Raw genomic sequence first — 18,744 nt, 5'->3', positions numbered from 1 at the left:
TTTTTATAAATAAATTAGTTTGAACATCTTTTTAAATTAGTTTAAGCCGTTAAGTATTGTGCCATACTCACTAAGTTAAATACCCATTTAGGATAGACTCCGCAAATCATAATAAGTAAAGCAGAAAGGGTGATGAGTAACTCACTCATTCCAATTTTATGCCATTTAAAACTTACTACTGAATTATTGATAAATTGATCATCTCGACAAGTTGGTTTGATATAAAGGTTGATCACTAAACGAGCATAAAAATATAGGCCTAGCGCACTACCGACTACAACTGCTGCCATTAACCACCATAGTTCAGCGGTGACACCTAATAGGACTAATAAAAATCGACTAATAAAACCGAGAGTTAAAGGTGCGCCAGCTAATGAAAGCAAGCCTATTCCCATAGATAATGCAAGGATAGGGCGTCGCCAAAATAATCCAGACAAATCTAGCTCATTTTCATGATCTTGAAGCTCATTTGAGTGAGATTCTAAACTAATTACGCCCAGAACAGTAATATTTGCAAGAATATAACCTATCAAATAAACGCCGATTGTTTCTAAGGCCAAAACTTGATATTGCACAGCAATTAATGCAATTAATAAATAACCAAAATGTGCGATTGAGGAATATGCAAGAAGACGTTTTAAATTACTTTGCATAAAAGCAAATAAATTACCCCATAAAATAGAACAAAATGCCATCACAACTAAAATAATTCGGATGGTTTCATTGTTTACAATAGGAGCTAATAAAAATAGTCTTGCGATAGCGCAAAATATCGCAACTTTACCCACTGTGGATAAAAGAAGTGCGACAACCGTTGGTGCACCTTGATAAACATCGGGTAACCAAAGTTGGAAAGGAACAAGTGATAATTTAAAACCGACACCTACAAGCATTAAACAGACCCCCATTAATAACAGTGTGCTTGGGTAGGTCATCGTGGATAACTGATAACTTAAACCACTGAACGTTAATTCACCGGTGGATGCATAATAAAAAACAATACCCATTAGCAAAAAAGCACTTGCAACGGCGGATAAAATCATATATTTAATTGCTGCTTCAAGGGAGTGGGTTTGAATATATTGATATCCTATTAATCCCACAAAAGGAATGGAAAGCAACTCGATACCAATAAAGAAAGCGATTAAATGGCTGGCGTAGACTAAGGTCACTCCACCTAATGCCATGAAAAGTAATATTATATAAAATAATCCATGAGACTTTTGTTCTTGCTTAAACCAACGATATGCTAAGCAACTGACGATAATTGAAATTAATAAAATCAAACTGGTATAAAGTAAACCATAGCCATCACAGGTGAAAAGTACTGTAATTTCTTGGGAGTTCCAATTATTTACATTATTCGGTTGTTTAATATCTGAATGGGATTGATTTTTTTCTTGGTTATCCGCAATGTCTTCATTTTTCGGTGTTTCAGATGTTATAGTCTGTTCCGAATTGGATTCGTCTAACTGAGGTTGGCGGACTTGAGTCGCTGATTCTACGCCTGCATCATTATTATTGTCACTCAGAGCTTCTGTCTGATTAGCTTGTGGATCTGGTTGAGTTGGTGCGGCATCCACTGCTAATAATTTTGCATTCTGAAAATCAGGGGAAGTCAGTGGCAAAGAAGAGATAAATATTTGCATATTATCGCTGCTGATATCTGAAATTTTCTGATCATTGGCTGAAATTTTATATCCCATGACAGAAGCGCAAATTAATGCGAATATCAAACCACATAAAGATAAAATAGCGCAGCATTTTGTACTTACTTTGAAACGAAATAATGCAAACATTAGCGCAATAATAGTAAGACTTAATATATAAATAGGTGATAAAGCTATCATATCTTATTACTCTCCCATGCGCTCTGTTGTTATATAGTGTTGAGTTTGATTCATGACAGAATATGACATATCTAAAATGACTTTAGGATATAATCCGATAAAAATAAGAACAGCCAATAAACTACTTAACAATAAAAGCTCTTTGATATTAAGAAAACACTTTTTCATGGTTTCATTATTATCGTGACCGCCATGAAAAATAGGTTGCATACGAATAATGAATGAAATAGATAGCATAAGTAATCCTAGTGCTAATAAAATTGTAGAATAAGAAAATGTTGTGAAACTTCCAAGTAACATCAGGTAATTTCCTATAAAGTTAGCTGTGCCAGGTATACCCAATACGGCCAATATGAAAAATAACGTAAATGATGATAAATATTTGACTCGCTCTTTCAATCCAGTAAATTGACTGATGTTACGTGTTGAATAACATTCAACTAATAAACCACTAATCATGAACATACCGACAATCGCTAAGTTAATCGCAATAATTTGTATGACCACTCCTTGGTAGGCGATTAATGAACCACTATATATGATAGCGATCACAAAGCCCATCAATGCAATATGAACATAAGCAATTAGTTTTTTAATATCCGTTTGATTAAATGCAAGTAGTGCAGAATAAAAAACGGTGATTAATGCAAGTATTAAAATTAAAGGTACAATTGTTGCAGAAGCATTAGGAAATAATGGTATGACAAAACGCAATAACCCAAAAGTGGCAGTACTAAGTAATAAACCACTAATCATCATTGAACCGGTTGTTGACGATTCGATATGTGCTTCAATAAACCAATTGTGAAATGGAACAAAAGGAATACGCACAATAAAGGCAGCCATGAATCCAAGCATTAATAAATATTCTGTTTTACTTGATATAGGCGTTTTGGTTAAGATTTGATAATCAAAAGTCCAATGACCCGTTAAATTCCAATTAATGAGAGCTAATGAAACAATCGAGATTAACATTAACAAACTACTGATTTGAGTATAAATAAGAAATTTACTTGCACCATTAAAGCGTAGCTGAGAATTGGAATCTCGTCTTCCCCATAAAGAAATTAAAAAATAGATAGGAATCGCAACAGCTTCCCAATAAAAGAATAACAAAAAGAGATCCGTAACTGTAAATAACATCATGACAGCTGATGTCATTGCTAAAATACACAGATAATATAATCCAGTATTATTAATGCTTTCTTTGCTTGAATAGGCGATAGTGAATAAAACAATAATGAGTGTTGAAGTAATAACAATGATAGATAGCCCATCTAAAACTAAATGAAAACGAATACCTAATAAAGGAATCCATTCAAAGTTGACTTCTTCTACCCAACTATTTCCTTGATCCATAATAGCTTGCGCATCCAGCCAAAAATTGATCACCAATATTAGCGAGATGATAATCGTCATGAATGCGATACAAATTGGCAGTTTATTCCAACGTGATTGCGCATCAACAGATGCTACCATTCGTTGTAAAAAAAGATGACATAACCAACCGATAAATCCACCTGTCACAGGTAAGAAAATAAGCCATAACAACATGAAAGATTGCACCTTTATTAAATAAACACAAGTAACATTAATATAATAATACTACCCATTACAATTGAAACCATATACCATCTGAGATGTCCATTTTCGAAGCCGACAATATATGAATTGATTTTTTTTATACCCAGCATAACCCAATTGTCCCAAGTTGCTAATGGATCCTTTTTCAATTTACTGGTTAAAAAGATGAAAGGCTTAACAAAAACAATATTGAGTAAATAATCAAATCGCCATTCTGCTTTACACAGTCGTGTAAAAAATTTCACTATAGGCGTGTTTAACACTTCTTTCACTTCACTATTAGGATGAGCAAATAGTGTATAAGCGATGATAATACTAAGTAACGTTACCGCAGCAAAAAGAAGCTGGAATGATAATTTTACATTAGTATCTAATGCAGCAATTGGAATTATTCCTTTTATGGGTAACGGAAAATAGATAACTAATGATGAGGTAAATATTAACAATAAGAAAATAGGGCAATAACTCATCCAATTCGTTTTGGCAAATTGTTTAATTTTAGGTTTATGATAAAACACCATAAAAATTAAACGTAATATACTAACACTCGAGAGCAAAATACCTAATAACCCAATGGTTCCATTCATCAGATTATCTTGAGCCATTAATCCCCAAATAATGTCACCTTTAATGTAAAAGGCAGCTGAAATCCAAGGCATTGCACTAAGCGATAACAGAATGACTAAAAAAATGATAAATAAAACAGGGAATTTTTTATATAAACCGCCAATTTTACTTATATCACGCTCACCTTGACATTTTTTGATAAGTATTGCCGAGGCTAATATGAGTAACGTACTTGTCATTGTATAATTGATTAAACAATTAAGTGATAAACTCCAATGTTGAGTTGAAAATGCATAAAACAGATAACTAATTTGTGTCAGGTTTATGAAAGTGACTATACGTTTAATATCGTATTGTACAAGAGCAATAGAACTCGCAAATAAAACTGTTAGCGATGAAATTATTGTCATGATAGAAAGTACATCGCTTGACATCATAAACAAATTGCTGAATCTTAAAATTAAATAAACACCCGCTAAGATTACCGTTGAACTTTGCATTAACGCCATTGCAGGCATGGGTGCTAAGGTGCTTTCAGTAAACCATGATTGCATTGGAAACAGCGCTGATTTACTCATTGCACCAAGCAATAGCATTAATGTTATCCAAAAGATGATATCTGAATCGATAGCTAAATTAGCATGTGCGAGAGTCAATATATTCCGAATATCTAACGTATGAAGCGTTTGATAAATTAAAAATACGCCGATGAGTAAAAAAACATCGGTCAAATGCATGATTACAAACGCTTTAACTGCTGCAAAACCATTGCGGATTTGTTTATAGTAAATGCCAATAAGTAAGTAAATACTTAATGTAACACCTTCCCAACCAATTAGCATGACCAACAGATTATCGACTAAAATAATTGTTAACATACTTGCTATTAACAAATTGCTATAAGCATAAAAAGTATAAATATCTTTTTGAGATGTTAAATAATACGCAGCAAAAAAATAGATAAGCATGCCCAAAAAAGCAATTAACACAAGAAAAGTTAATGACAAACCATCTAAGGTTAAAGTAATGGGAACAACAAAATCCCCTATAGAAAACCAATTCCATAATGGTCTACTATAAATTAATGACATATCAGGGACTGAGTTAGTAACAAAATCAATACAAGAAAATATGGTAATTAATACCACAATCAGCATAGTACTAATGCCGATAATGATGATATTAATTGATCGTATTTGTCTTCCTAAGCTAACAAGGGCTAAAAAAGAAAGCAAAGGAACAATGATAGTTAAATAGAGTAAATTCATCCTTTCATTTCGCTTAATGAGTCAATATTAAAAATTTTCTTTCGGTAAACTAGCTTTCTAAAAAGGGCAAGTCCAACGCACACTTCGGCAAGTACCGCAACAATCGCTAAAATAGCCAGTACTTGCCCATCTGTATGTTGCCAATGGCTACTTGCAGCAATTAAAGCAATAATGGCACCATTATTCATTATGATTAGGCTAAGGAGCAAAAAATAGAGATTGCGCCGAATCATCACGCCTAGTAAACCAAGGACAAATAAGATAGAAGCTAAAATAAGGCTATGCATTAATGGAATCATATTAGCTCTCCGACGACAAACGATGCATAAAATGATAAGCAATGACCGCTGCACCTAATAATAAAAATATTCCCAATTCTGCCATTAAAATATAGGCATGTATTGAAATTTCATGGGTTAATTCATGTGGCTCTTTTAGCTGTGAATAGTCAGTGCTTACTACTCCATAAATAAGGATGACCAGTAAAACAAAAGCTAACATTAGCGGGACTAACCATATTTTAGGGCTAATACCACGTTTATCATTTTCCACATTGTCTTTACGAATTTTAAGTATACTTGCAATGGATAAAAAAAGCGTTACTGTTCCGCCAATAAAGAACACGATATAAAGCACAGCTGATAAATAAGTATTAAGTAGAATCAATATCAACGCTGAAGCAAAAAGCGAAACAATAAGGTACAAAATAGCTTTATCTATTTGTAAGCAACTAATCACTTTCATGCTAGCAAAAATAGCTATAATCGACGCAATATAAAAAACAGCGATCATTAAATAATCCAATATATATTCTCAATCTTATTAGTATATACCCAAATTAAAGCAAGATACAGATTACAGGCGAGCTATTCATTGAAAAACAGTGATTTAATAAAAAATAGAACGTTATTTTTTAATATTAGCTAAGAATTTAAAGATAAGTGCATTATATTTTCAATATAATTAAAACAGAAAAAAAAATAAAAACCATAAAATTTTATTATTTAAATTCAATTAAGCATTGATATAAAGTATATAACTTGAGCAAATTAGCCATTATTTATACTTATTTCTTTAAATTGTGAACATGCCCTTACAGCTTAAAGTTGCTTAACCCTAATTTTTAAATACATAAAATGAGATCAAAATGAACAGTGAATACTCCTCTATGCGAAGTAATGTTAATATGTTAGGTACCCTCCTTGGCGATGCAATAAAACGAGCGACCGGTAACGAAACTTTTGATTTAGTCGAAAAAATAAGGAAGCTATCAAAATCGGCTCAACAAGGAAATAAGCAATCTCATCAAGAGTTACTCAAATTAATAGAACATCTCAATGATGAAGATTTATTACATGTTGCTCGAGCATTTAACCAGTTTTTAAACTTAGTGAATATTGCGGCAGAATATTATGGCATTTCGCCGCACGGGGAAGCGGCGAGCAGTCCAAAAAAAATGACAGACTTATTTACTACCCTAAAAAAATTAAACTTTTCTGAGCAAACTATCACACAAGCCATTAACGATTTATCGATTGAATTAGTATTGACTGCTCACCCAACCGAAATTAATCGTCGTACAATGATTAATACCTATACCGCAATAAATAATTGCTTATCGCAATTAGATCATAATGATCTTGCTGATTACGAAATTGAACGTATTATGCGCCGATTAAAACAGCTAGTTTGTCAGGCCTGGTATACGGATGAAATACGTAAAAAACGGCCTACACCTCTCGATGAAGCTAAATGGGGGTTTTCTGTTATAGAAGACAGTTTATGGCAAGGTGTTCCTCTCTTTTTACGGGAATTTAATGATCAAATCGTTGATGCGTTTAATCAACAACTATCTGTTGAACATGTTCCAATAAAATTTACCTCATGGATGGGGGGAGACCGTGATGGTAATCCTAATGTCACAGCTGATGTGACAGAAAAAGTCATGTTACAAGCTAAATTAAAAGCAATTGAATTATTTTTAGCAGATATTCAAATATTAGTGCGAGAGTTATCGATGACAGAGTGTAACCAATCTGTTATTGATCTGTTAGATGAGCCAAATAAAACAGCATCAGAACCTTATCGAGCGGTGATTAAGCAGCTACGAGCCCGTTTAGTTAAAACGCACAGTTACATAGTATCAGTACTCAATAATGAACAAGTCCTAGCTCCAGCTGATATTTTAATTAAAAATAACCAACTTTGGGATCCACTTTATATTTGTTACCAATCATTAATTGATAATGGGATGTCAACTATTGCTCACGGACCTTTACTTGATACATTACGTCGAATAAAAAGCTTTGGATTACAGTTAGTCAAATTAGATATACGTCAAGATAGTTCTGTTCATACTGAAGCACTTGATGAATTAACGAAAGAACTTAATCTTGGAAGTTATGCACAATGGTCTGAAGAAGAGAAACAAGCATTTTTATTAACCGAACTTCAATCTAATCGTCCATTATTACCCTATCATTGGCAACCTAGTCAAATCGTTAAAGAAGTATTTGACACTTGTCGTGTAATTAAAAAAGCTGGTGAAGAGTCGATTGCTTCTTATGTTATCTCAATGGCAAAAGCACCTTCGGATATTTTAGCGGTATATTTGCTCTTAAAAATAGTCGATTGTGAAAAAAATATCCCGGTGGCACCGCTATTTGAAACATTAGAAGATTTGAATAATGCAAAGACTGTCATGCAAAAATTATTGGATATTCCTTGGTATCGACAAAAAATCCAAGGTAAACAGATGGTCATGATAGGTTACTCGGATTCAGCTAAAGATGCTGGAACCCTTGCGGCATCATGGGCACAATATCGTTCGCAAGAAGAATTAGTCGCCTTATTTGAAAAATATAATATCAATCTTGTTTTATTCCATGGGCGAGGCGGTTCAATTGGGCGTGGTGGGGCGCCAGCACATGCGGCACTCCTTTCTCAGCCACCTGGTTCATTAAAAGGCGGGCTTCGTGTCACTGAACAAGGTGAAATGATTCGGTTTAAACTTGGTTTACCGGAAGTCGCGCTCAGTAGCTTAATGTTATATGCTTCAGCTATACTTCAAGCAAATTTATTACCTCCTCCACAGCCGAAACAAGCATGGCGCAATATCATGGATGAAATGTCAGATATTTCATGTCAGTGCTATCGACGTTATATTCGTGAAAAAGCAGAATTTGTCGATTATTTTAGAACGGTCACCCCCGAAGCAGAATTAGGAAGGTTACCTCTTGGTTCAAGGCCTCAAAAACGGCGAACAGGTGGCGGAATAGAAAGTCTTAGAGCTATTCCATGGATCTTTGCTTGGACACAAAATCGCTTAATGGTTCCTTCATGGCTTGGTGCTGGCTGTGCCTTAAAAAAAGTGATTGAAGAGGGGAAAAAAGATTTGCTCAAAGATATGTATCACAACTGGCCTTTCTTTAATGCACGATTAGGTATGTTAGAAATGGTATACGCTAAAGCTGCACCAAAAATTCATGAGTATTATGAACAACGTTTAGTTGATGCTAGCATGTGGCCATTAGGAGAAGAGTTACGTAATTTATTAACAGATGATATTAATACCGTTTTAACCATTACTGACGATGATAGCTTAATGGCCGATCTACCTTGGATTGCGCAATCCGTTGCTTTACGAAATATTTATATTGAACCGTTGAATTTATTACAAGCAGAACTATTAAATCGTTCTCGTCAACGTAATGATGAAGAAAATACAATAGTTGAACAAGGATTAATGATCACAATATCAGGTATTGCTGCTGGAATGAGAAATTCTGGATAACTTAATAAAAATAAAAAAGGGCAATCGCCCTTTTTTATTTATCTGCTAAAAGTTCATCTAAATACGTTTTAGCATCTCGATCACCTTGCTCACTCGCTTTAGTAAACCAGTAAATTGCCGTATCTTTATTTTTCTTGATACCTTCACCTTCAAGATATTTAATGGCTAAATTGTATTGAGCATCAGCACTGCCTTGTTCAGCGGCTTTAATATACCATTCAATCGCTTTTTTAATATCTTTGGGAACACCACCGCCAACATCATACATTACGCCAATATTATATTGTGCATCTGCATTACCCGCTTCTGCTGCTTTAGAGAACCAATGGGCTGCTAATTGGTTATTAGGTCTAGTGCCTGTACCTGTGGCATAAATAATGCCTAAATTATACATTGCAAGTACATTACCATATTCTGCCGCTTGCGTATAAAAATAGGTTGCAGCAACATAATCTTGAGTCAGACCATCGCCGTGTTCCGACATTAATCCTAAATAATATAAGGCTTCAGGCACATTATATTTCGCTGCTTTACTAAACCAATCGGCTGCTTGCATACGATCTTCTTCTACACCATCACCAAAAAAGTACATAATGCCTAGGTTTAGGTAAGCATCAAACACGCCTTGATCACCAGCTAAAATAAAATAGTTAATAGCACTATCGTTATTTTTGGCGACACCTTCCCCATTTTTGTACATTAAAGCTAAATTATAAAGTGCAAAACTGTAATTTTGATCCGCTGCCAATTTAAAATATTTAAATGCTTTCGATAAATTACGCTTAGTTCCTAAACCATTTTGATACATATATGCTAAATTATTCTGGGCTTTAGCTAATCCTTGGTCAGCTGCTTTTTTAAACCAAAACAGCGCGCGAACATTATTAACTTCAATACCGCCTAAACCTTGTTTATAAATATTACCTAAAGTGTATTGTGCTTGTGCATCCCCTTTTTCTGCCGAAAGCTTTAAAGAAGGAATCAATGAGCTAGGATCAGTCATTATTAGTTCTGGAGCTTTTGATGCACCATTTTCATTAGCTTTGACACTAAATGAAAAAGATAACATTAATACCAATAATAATTGAAATGTCTTCATAGTTTTTATTCATAATAAAAGTGTTATTAAGTATATATTAACAAGATAAAAATAAATAGTTTATATGTTTTTTGATAGATATAATCGATAGATTCTATATAAAAAAATTAAGTTCTGAGCAAAATTAATTTATTATTAATCAATTAAATCATACTATTATATTATAATTCAAAAATTTAGTTATCAAATCACATAACTTTTAAACGTACATAATACGGTTACTAACATACAAAAGGTGGGTTAACTTTCTGTTTAGTTTCTATTGATCGGATAAAGAATTCAAGTACTTTCTGATAATATTTAATTAAAAAATCGACAAATATTACTTTGTTTTAGGTATAAATTACCTTATTAACTTATTTATTCTATTTAAAATATTTAGTAGTGAATAATTTAAATATATTTTAATCTTTATGCTTTCTTAGGCATAGGGGCAACAAATAGTACATATTTAACCTTTTTTTTATGATACAATTTCGACCTTTATAAAATAAATTTGAATTCAGAGGATCAATATGGACTTTTTTATTAATCAAGCGTACGCAGCTGACGGACAAGCCGTTGAAAGCAATCCTTATTTTTTACCGATCATGCTTGTTGTTTTTGGATTATTTTTCTATTTTATGATCATGCGTCCACAACAAAAACGTGCTAAAGCACACCGTGAATTAATGTCATCCATTTCAAAAGGTGATGAAGTGTTAACCAATGGTGGATTGATCGGTCGTGTTTCTAAAGTGAACGAAAATGGTTATATTGCATTAGAATTAAATGATTCAACTGAAGTAATAATCAAACGTGATTTTATTACATCTGTATTACCAAAAGGTACAATGAAATCATTATAATAACAATATTATTATGATAATTCATTGTGTTAATAGTCTAACCCCACAAGAGAATATGTCGTGTTAAATCGCTATCCTTTGTGGAAGTACATTATGTTGGTCGTCATAATTTGTGTCGGCCTACTTTATGCGCTTCCTAATATTTATGGTGAAGATCCAGCTATACAGATTTCTGGCTCGGATAGTGCCAAAATTGAAACGGCTACGCAAAGCAATGTAATAAAATTGCTAGCTGAAAATCACATCGATATCAAGTCAATTGTTTACGAAAATGGAACCATTTTAATTCGATTTGCTGATAACGATACGCAACTTAAAGCCAAAGAACTTATTTCAAAAGATTTAGGTGAAAATTATATTGTTGCTTTAAATCTAGCGCCTGCAACACCAAAGTGGCTTTCCATGTTTGGTGCTTCACCTATGAAATTAGGACTAGATTTGCGTGGGGGAGTTCACTTCTTGATGGAAGTGGATATGACAACGGCATTAGACAAACTCGTAGAGCAATCAATTGAAAACCTAAAGTCTGATTTTAATAATAGCAAACTAAACTTTAAATCCTTGAGTCGCAATAGTGAGCAACAAATCGTCATGGAGTTTGTTAATACACAAGATCGAAACAAAGCCATTGCTAAAATCAATAATTTACAAGATTACAAGATTGACTCTCAAAACGACAACAGCATCATAATCAATATAAGTGAACAACGCTTACAACAAGCTAAAAACGATGCTGTTCAGCAAAACACAACGATTTTACGTAACCGAGTTAATCAACTAGGTGTTGCTGAACCGATTGTACAGCGTCAAGGTTCGGATCGAATTGTTGTTGAATTACCGGGAATTCAAGATACCGCATTGGCTAAACGCATTATTGGTGCAACTGCTACACTTGAGTTTAGACAAGTAAATGAAAACAATTCAGCGGATTTGGCTGCTATCATTAACGGTCAAATGCGTGTTCCTTATGGTTCAGAAATAAAATATATGGAAAACGGGCGTCCGGTACTGTTATATAAACGCATTGTCCTGACTGGTGACCATATAACGGATTCTTCTTACCGATTGAATGAATATTCCCAACCAGAGGTTTCTATTACCCTTGATAGTTCAGGGGGAAAAACTATGCTCGATTTTACTCAAAAAAATCTGCATAAATCAATGGCTACTTTATTTGTCGAATATAAAGATACTGGTAGACGTGATGAAAATGATAAACCAATTTTTGAACGACTTGAACGGGTTATCAATGTTGCAACAATTCAAGGCATCTTCAGTGATCGTTTTCAGGTTACAGGCATTAGTAACATTAATGAAGCTAAAAATTTGTCACTTTTACTACGTGCCGGCGCATTAATAGCGCCAATTCAAATCATTGAGGAGCGTACCGTTGGTCCATCAATGGGGCAAGAAAATATTACTCAAGGGTTAGAATCTTGTGTATGGGGATTATTAATCTCAGTTATCTTTATGTTAGTGGTTTATCGACTATTTGGAGTATTTGCGAGTTTAGCGTTAGTTGCTAACTTAATATTAATTGTTGGTGCGATGTCATTATTGCCTGGTGCGACGTTAAGTATGCCGGGTATAGCTGGTATTGTATTAACTGTCGGTATGGCTGTTGATGCAAACGTACTGATCAATGAACGAATAAAAGAAGAACTGAGTAACGGTCGTAATGTTCAACATGCGATTAATGAAGGATATGCAGGTGCTTGGAGCAGTATTTTTGATGCAAATATCACTACATTAATTACTGCGGTTATCCTTTATGCAGTCGGTACCGGTTCAATCAAAGGTTTTGCGATTACATTAGGTATCGGTATAGTAACATCAATGTTTACATCTATCGTCGGTACTCGAGCATTAGCAAATCTTATTTATGGCGGTCGTCGCGTCAACAAGTTATCAATTTAGAGGTTTATTGTGATTGTTACTAGTAATGATATAAAAAATCATGATGTTAAAGAACTAAATCATGGTCGCAGAGTCCTCGACTTCTTAAAGTTTGGTTTTATTGCTTTTGCAATATCAATGTTACTTGTTGTTGGATCAATTTATGTAATTTTGACCAAAGGATTTAATTTGGGACAAGATTTTACAGGTGGTACAACAGTCGAAATTACGGTAACCAAACCAGTAAATCTTGACGACATCCGTGACAGTTTACGTAATGCTGGCTATCATGAGCCCGTTGTTCAATATTATGGAAGCAGTAAAGATATTATCATTAGACTTGCTTCAGAAAAAAAGGATGACGGTAGCGTATCTTCAGTTATTGATAATGCGTTAGGAGTCAACATTTCAAAGTTAATTCATAAAGATATTGATGCAAATGCAGAGATAAAACGAATTGAATTTGTTGGACCAACCGTTGGTTCTGAGCTTGCTCAAGATGGGATATTAGCTATCTGCGCGGCATTGGTTTGCATATTAATTTACATTGCATTTCGTTTTGAATGGCGATTTGGAACAGGTGCGGTTGTTGCGCTTGCGCATGATGTCATCATCACTGCGGGCTATTTATCACTGTTTGATCGGGAGTTGGATCTCACCATAATTGCTGCCATGCTTTCAATTATCGGTTATTCACTTAATGATACCATTGTAGTATTTGACAGAATTCGTGAAAACTTCAGGAAAATTCGTCGAGCATCGCCTTATGATGTGATTAATATCTCATTGACTCAAACCTTACACCGAACTTTAATGACATCAGGTACAACCTTGGCAGTAGTCATTATTCTCTATATTTTCGGTGGTTCAATGCTAAAAGGTTTTTCAGAAACATTGGGCGTTGGTATTGTTTTAGGCACTATTTCGTCAATTTATGTAGCAGCTTACATGTCACTAAAATTAGGCGTTAAACGAGAACACTTTATGCCGCAAAAAAGTGAAGCTGAGGGTGCTGATCAACCTTCAATTATGCGCTAACTTTTACACTCTGCTGGATGCCCAGCAGAGTTATATCAGATTGTTATTTAAACAAATGATATTAAATAGATTGACACCTATAATCGAGTTGAATATTATTAGCCACAGTTTTATCCCTTTCTACTTGGGGCCATAGCTCAGCTGGGAGAGCGCAACGCTGGCAGCGTTGAGGTCAGGGGTTCGATCCCCCTTGGCTCCACCACTTTTTAAATTCATGTGTCAATGTTAATCAAACACAAACGATGACACTAAAGATATTAAATCCTACTTCATTATCATTCCTGTTATCGCGTTACTCATTCTCCTAAAGGCATATACCTACAAGTAAATATCTGAATACATCTATAATTAAAATAGGCAAAAGCTAAAACGAAAATTTAACTATCTTGATTGCATAAGGCTTTATTAATAATCCTAAAAGATTATATATACCGTTACTATGCCAAAATTCGCGAGAAAATCATATAAAGTTAAAGAATAGTAAAGAAATGTATATAGTAAGTAAATAATATTTAATTTATAATAATTATGTAAGGTTGATTTTGTGAATCTCCCTGACAAAACATCTATTTTAAACGATGAATAGATCAATATGTTTTAAAACTGACATTCTGTTTTTATGAAAAATAAAAAATAGAACGACATGATGTAATGAAAATTACATCATGTTTTTTTTGATTTAATTTTAGGTTAAATATTTTATAGGCTATTAATTTATATGAAAAATCATAAGTTTTCTGTTGTATATCAAACTATAGCATTAATAACGCTTTCCAGCGCGACTTATGTTAATGCTTTACCATGTAGTATCGCAAATGGTCAAATTAATGCCACTAACTCTTGCGAGACGAATGAGAATAATCTTACCAATATTAATGTTAACGCAGGGGCGACAGTTAACCATGATACCGCTAGTAGCTTAATTATCAATAATCCTGGGATTGAGTCAAATAGTAACGGAATTAATGTAACTGGTAGTAATGCGAATTATTTATTAAACGCTTCCGATACAACAAAAGATATAACAATCGATATCGGCGACAATAAAAATCAAAGAGGTCGAGGTATTTCTGTTGAAAAAGGTGCCACAGCAACCGTTAAAGCAAATAACGTGACAATCAAATCAAAGGATAAATATACCAACGATTGGAATGCAAACAATGCATTATGGGCAGGCTCTGGCGGTCAATTAACTATTTTTGCTGATAAATTAGATTTATCAGTTGAAAATGCCACAACACCTTATGGAACAATTGGTGTCAACAACGGTAGTATAAAAATCCAAGGTAATAATGGATTGTCAATTGCGACAATTTCTAACACTGGTGCATCAAGTGCCGGCATATGGGCAGAAGGCAAAGGAACGATAGATCTTGATCTTGTTAAAATTAATACTGATTCTTCTCAAGATTATGTCATGGGGGTTTATACTAAAAATAAAGGGTCAACCGTCACATTTGCTGGAGGTGAAATTGGTAGCCTTGCTAGTCGGGCCGGTTCAGCAATTCGAACATTGGAACAGTCACAGGTTATTGCCAAAGGTTATGATAAAGGATCTTTAATTATACAGACTAATGGAACGGATTCACGGGGTATTCGAGCAACGGGTGGTTCATCTGTCATTTTAAATAACGACAAACACAGTAATTTTGTCACGCAAATTCATACTACAGGAAGCATTTCTGATGGTATTAACGCTGGTCGATTAGGGACAATGCATAAGGATGGAAAAATCTTTAAGCATGGCGGTGAAATAGGATCGGAACTCGCGTCTTCAAGCATTGAAACTTATGGTGAAACTCATATAAAAACAGATTCAGAAAATTCTTATGGTCTTCGACTTATTGGTGATGGAGCAAGCATAAAAATGCATGCGTTGGATGGACAAGGTCGTAGTACGATTCATTCAGCGACCACAGCAATACGTTTTAATTTTGGCAATGGTTACAGTCTGAATGAAGATGGTTCTTCGGCAAAAGATCTTGCCCAAAATATGATGCTCGAAAATGTAGACATTACCAGTGATGGAAAATCAGGCAAGTTCGAATTGATTAATACCAGTGATAATAACAGTTTTATCTGTAAACTTGGTGGTTGTGACAAAAATGGAAATAATACCTATGCTAGCGGTAATTTAATTCAGGTCGGGGATCACAGCCTTGATGTGGGTATGTTATCGCATATCAACGATAATAATTTAGCTATGACTGTGGCTGATTCAGTAAAAAATGGTGTGCTGTTATTAAAAAATAGTTCGGCAACAGCGGCTGAAAATACCGATCTATTAAATGTTACTTATGGTGGTGGAACGGCTAAAGTGACTGATAAGGTTTCAAGTAGTTTTAATTTGACGTCTAATGCATCGATCTTAAAAGGGAGTATCTTTACGGATAAAACCTTAGACAAAGACAATCAAGCAAGTCAATCCAACATAAGCTTGAATAATCAATCTACATGGTACATTCAACGTGATTCAAATGTGACTAATTTAAATGTCCAAGATAGTGAAATTTATCTCAATCGCTACGACAATTGGAAAGATGAGCAAGGTAAATTACTTGAAAATGCTAACCAGCCTTCAAATTATACTGTATTAGAGACAAATAAATTAACGGGTAATAATAGTCGCTTTTATTTCCAAACGGATATTGTTAACCAAAAAACAGATAAATTAATAATAACCGATAAAGATGGGACGAATGGGCAACATTATGTCATTGTAAAAAATGATGGATCGCAAAGTACGACAGGAACAGAAAAAATTGACATCATTGAAACTAATGGAAATCATGCCGATTTCAAATTAATCAATAAAGTTGAATTAGGTGGTTATGAATATGATATCAGACAAATTACTGATCCTGATTCAGACGATCTTGGTGGTTGGGAGTTATATAGTACAGGTTCAAAACAGAAACCTTCAAAACCATCAAAAACTTCAACGGCTCAAGCAACGCTAAGCTTTGCAAATACTAACTATATGCTTGTTTATATTGATATCCAAACTTTATTACAACGAATAGGTGATTTACGGAATATATCGGATCATCAAGGCGATTTTTGGATGAGAGGCGTCGTTGGTCAATTAAACTCATTTGCATCAGTTGATTATAATGATTATAAAATCAATTATCGGGGGCTACAAAGTGGTATCGATAAACTTATTTATGAATCTGAAAATGGTCGTTTCTATTTAGGTGGAATGATTGGCTACTATGATGTAGATCAAGATTTTAAACAAGGAAGTGGTTCAGGAAAAAACTATAATGTTGGTCTCTATTCTACTTATATCACCAATAACGATTTTTACTTAGACGGTATTTTCAAATTATCCAAATTAAAAAATCAATTTAATGTTAGTGATAGCCAAGGTAAAAATATATCTGGTAAAGGGAATACCCACGCACTAAGTTTATCGTTAGAAGCGGGTAAACGTTTTTACCTTGCTGAGGCAAAACAAGGGATATATGCAGAACCTCAGCTACAAGTTGTTTATACTCGTAATGGCGCTGATTCAACAAAAGCGAGCAATGCACTCAAAGTTAAATATGATCGCTATAACTCATTGATAGGACGTACAAGTGTCATAATGGGATATGCGATACCGAATATCAAAAATCAAACCAATATTTACTTAAAAACAGGGTATGTTAAAGAGTTTGATGGTGATACTTCTTACCGATTAAATCATATCAAGGAATCTAATCAATATCGTGGACATTGGTTTGAAAATGCACTTGGTATAAACGCAACCATACAAAATAATCATCATATCTACAGTGAAGTCGATTTTGCTAAAGGGAATAAGTTTAACAAAAAGCAGATCAACCTGGGTTACCGATACAACTTTTAATAACAATAAAATCCTAACAAACTAACTTTATAAGCTTATCCTTATTGGATAAGCTTTTTTTATATATGTCGTAACCAAATATTCCCCCTAATTGAAATTTAATGAGCGATCAGTTGAACAAATCATTTTTTTAATTACTACTGCAAAGTTATTGGTTTTTGTACGATGAAAGTAATATCAACCTTAGGATCTTATTCTTGACAATTGAATGTTCCCTTTATTATTGATTTAATAATTATTAAAATTCATGATGTTCGAAACAAAATCAACAATATTGATAACACTATCATTAAATTCTTGGCATATCGATTTGAATAGGTCAAACAAGCCAGTAATTTAAAAAGAAGACTTCTGATATTTACGCAAATGGAGGTTTTGAGTGTATGCTTGAAAAACGAGAACAACAAGCTAATGAATTATGATTAAATGATGAAATCATCAAACATTTATACGCTAATCTTGTACAACATTTTATTGAGGAAGCATTGAAATACGTTAATAATCTAGCAAAATAATCATATCGTAATTTTATCAATGACAATAAGAAATTAACTCTATTGTATGAAAAACAAAAGGTTAATATAAGTAAATTTCACTGCATTAAAATTTACTTTATCACTCACTTCATCACAAATCTTATCCAAAAACAGCTTGATGCCTATCCTATTTTTCGAAAAAATAACCGAATTACGTCAATAGATTAGCTAACCAATTTGGTAATAATTAATAAAAAAATAATAAATTGAAAGTGAAATGAACAATTGTTTATAACCGTTCTAACAAAATCATTAAACAGCAGTATTGAAGTTGTTTTAAATCTTTAATGGGTAAAAGTATGAAATCTTTTTACAGTATAAAACTAGCCAATTTTCTGAACTTTTTTTCAACGAATTTCTTTTATCATAGTGCAGAAATGCTATTTTTAATCTGGTTCTTCCTATTTTCATT

At 33.7% G+C, this 18,744-nt stretch carries 11 protein-coding genes and 1 tRNA gene; 6 read left to right on the top strand and 6 right to left on the bottom strand.

All coding sequences use genetic code 11. The features are described from left to right. Positions 1 to 41: 41 nt before the first annotated feature. Genes J3U36_RS02605 through J3U36_RS02585 form a run of 5 tightly spaced genes read right to left on the bottom strand, consistent with a single transcriptional unit; the run spans position 42 to position 6,061 of the window. Entirely contained in the window at positions 42 to 1,850 is a 1,809-nt protein-coding gene (locus J3U36_RS02605; RefSeq protein WP_267378364.1) for an NADH-quinone oxidoreductase subunit N, read from the bottom strand. 6 nt (positions 1,851 to 1,856) lie between these two features. Beyond that, the gene (locus tag J3U36_RS02600; protein WP_267378361.1) at positions 1,857 to 3,404 is read right to left on the bottom strand and encodes a complex I subunit 4 family protein; all 1,548 of its coding nucleotides are present in this window, start codon (positions 3,402 to 3,404) and stop codon (positions 1,857 to 1,859) included. A gap of 17 nt (positions 3,405 to 3,421) precedes the next feature. Further along, positions 3,422 to 5,269: an NADH-quinone oxidoreductase subunit L gene (locus J3U36_RS02595; RefSeq protein ID WP_267378358.1), complete on the bottom strand. Its 1,848-nt coding sequence runs from the start codon at positions 5,267 to 5,269 to the stop codon at positions 3,422 to 3,424. Continuing rightward, entirely contained in the window at positions 5,266 to 5,568 is a 303-nt protein-coding gene (gene nuoK / locus J3U36_RS02590; RefSeq protein WP_267351481.1) for an NADH-quinone oxidoreductase subunit NuoK, read from the bottom strand. Before nuoK ends, J3U36_RS02595 begins: the two co-directional genes overlap by 4 nt. A 1-nt stretch (position 5,569) precedes the next feature. Further along, positions 5,570 to 6,061 carry an NADH-quinone oxidoreductase subunit J gene (locus tag J3U36_RS02585; RefSeq protein WP_065557830.1) on the bottom strand — a complete coding sequence of 164 codons (492 nt, stop codon included), beginning with the start codon at positions 6,059 to 6,061 and terminating at the stop codon, positions 5,570 to 5,572. A 355-nt stretch (positions 6,062 to 6,416) separates the two neighbouring features. On the opposite strand from J3U36_RS02585, the gene ppc reads away from it, so the two are divergent. Next, positions 6,417 to 9,062: a phosphoenolpyruvate carboxylase gene (ppc, locus tag J3U36_RS02580; RefSeq protein ID WP_267378355.1), complete on the top strand. Its 2,646-nt coding sequence runs from the start codon at positions 6,417 to 6,419 to the stop codon at positions 9,060 to 9,062. Between the two features lie 34 nt (positions 9,063 to 9,096). Here the strand turns inward: ppc and J3U36_RS02575 are convergent, their stop codons facing one another. After that, positions 9,097 to 10,161 carry a tetratricopeptide repeat protein gene (locus tag J3U36_RS02575; protein ID WP_267378353.1) on the bottom strand — a complete coding sequence of 355 codons (1,065 nt, stop codon included), beginning with the start codon at positions 10,159 to 10,161 and terminating at the stop codon, positions 9,097 to 9,099. A 515-nt stretch (positions 10,162 to 10,676) separates the two neighbouring features. Between J3U36_RS02575 and yajC the strand changes: the two genes are divergently transcribed. From yajC to J3U36_RS02550, 5 genes are all read left to right on the top strand, one after another. Continuing rightward, the gene (yajC, locus tag J3U36_RS02570) at positions 10,677 to 11,009 is read left to right on the top strand and encodes a preprotein translocase subunit YajC (protein WP_065558440.1); all 333 of its coding nucleotides are present in this window, start codon (positions 10,677 to 10,679) and stop codon (positions 11,007 to 11,009) included. A 60-nt stretch (positions 11,010 to 11,069) separates the two neighbouring features. Continuing rightward, positions 11,070 to 12,926, top strand: coding sequence for a protein translocase subunit SecD (gene secD / locus J3U36_RS02565; RefSeq protein ID WP_267378351.1), 1,857 nt, complete (start codon positions 11,070 to 11,072; stop codon positions 12,924 to 12,926). Between the two features lie 30 nt (positions 12,927 to 12,956). Then, positions 12,957 to 13,943 carry a protein translocase subunit SecF gene (gene secF, locus J3U36_RS02560; protein WP_411623370.1) on the top strand — a complete coding sequence of 329 codons (987 nt, stop codon included), beginning with the start codon at positions 12,957 to 12,959 and terminating at the stop codon, positions 13,941 to 13,943. 126 nt (positions 13,944 to 14,069) lie between these two features. Further along, positions 14,070 to 14,145: transfer RNA gene (locus J3U36_RS02555), tRNA-Ala, on the top strand. Between the two features lie 516 nt (positions 14,146 to 14,661). Further along, entirely contained in the window at positions 14,662 to 17,796 is a 3,135-nt protein-coding gene (locus tag J3U36_RS02550; protein WP_267378344.1) for an autotransporter outer membrane beta-barrel domain-containing protein, read from the top strand. Positions 17,797 to 18,744 lie beyond the last annotated feature (948 nt).

It is taken from the genome of Gilliamella sp. B3817 (assembly GCF_026536705.1).
GTDB classification, from domain to species: domain Bacteria; phylum Pseudomonadota; class Gammaproteobacteria; order Enterobacterales; family Orbaceae; genus Gilliamella; species Gilliamella apicola_I.
Note: the sequence above shows the minus strand (reverse complement) of the source record. Positions and strands in the feature narration are given on the sequence as shown.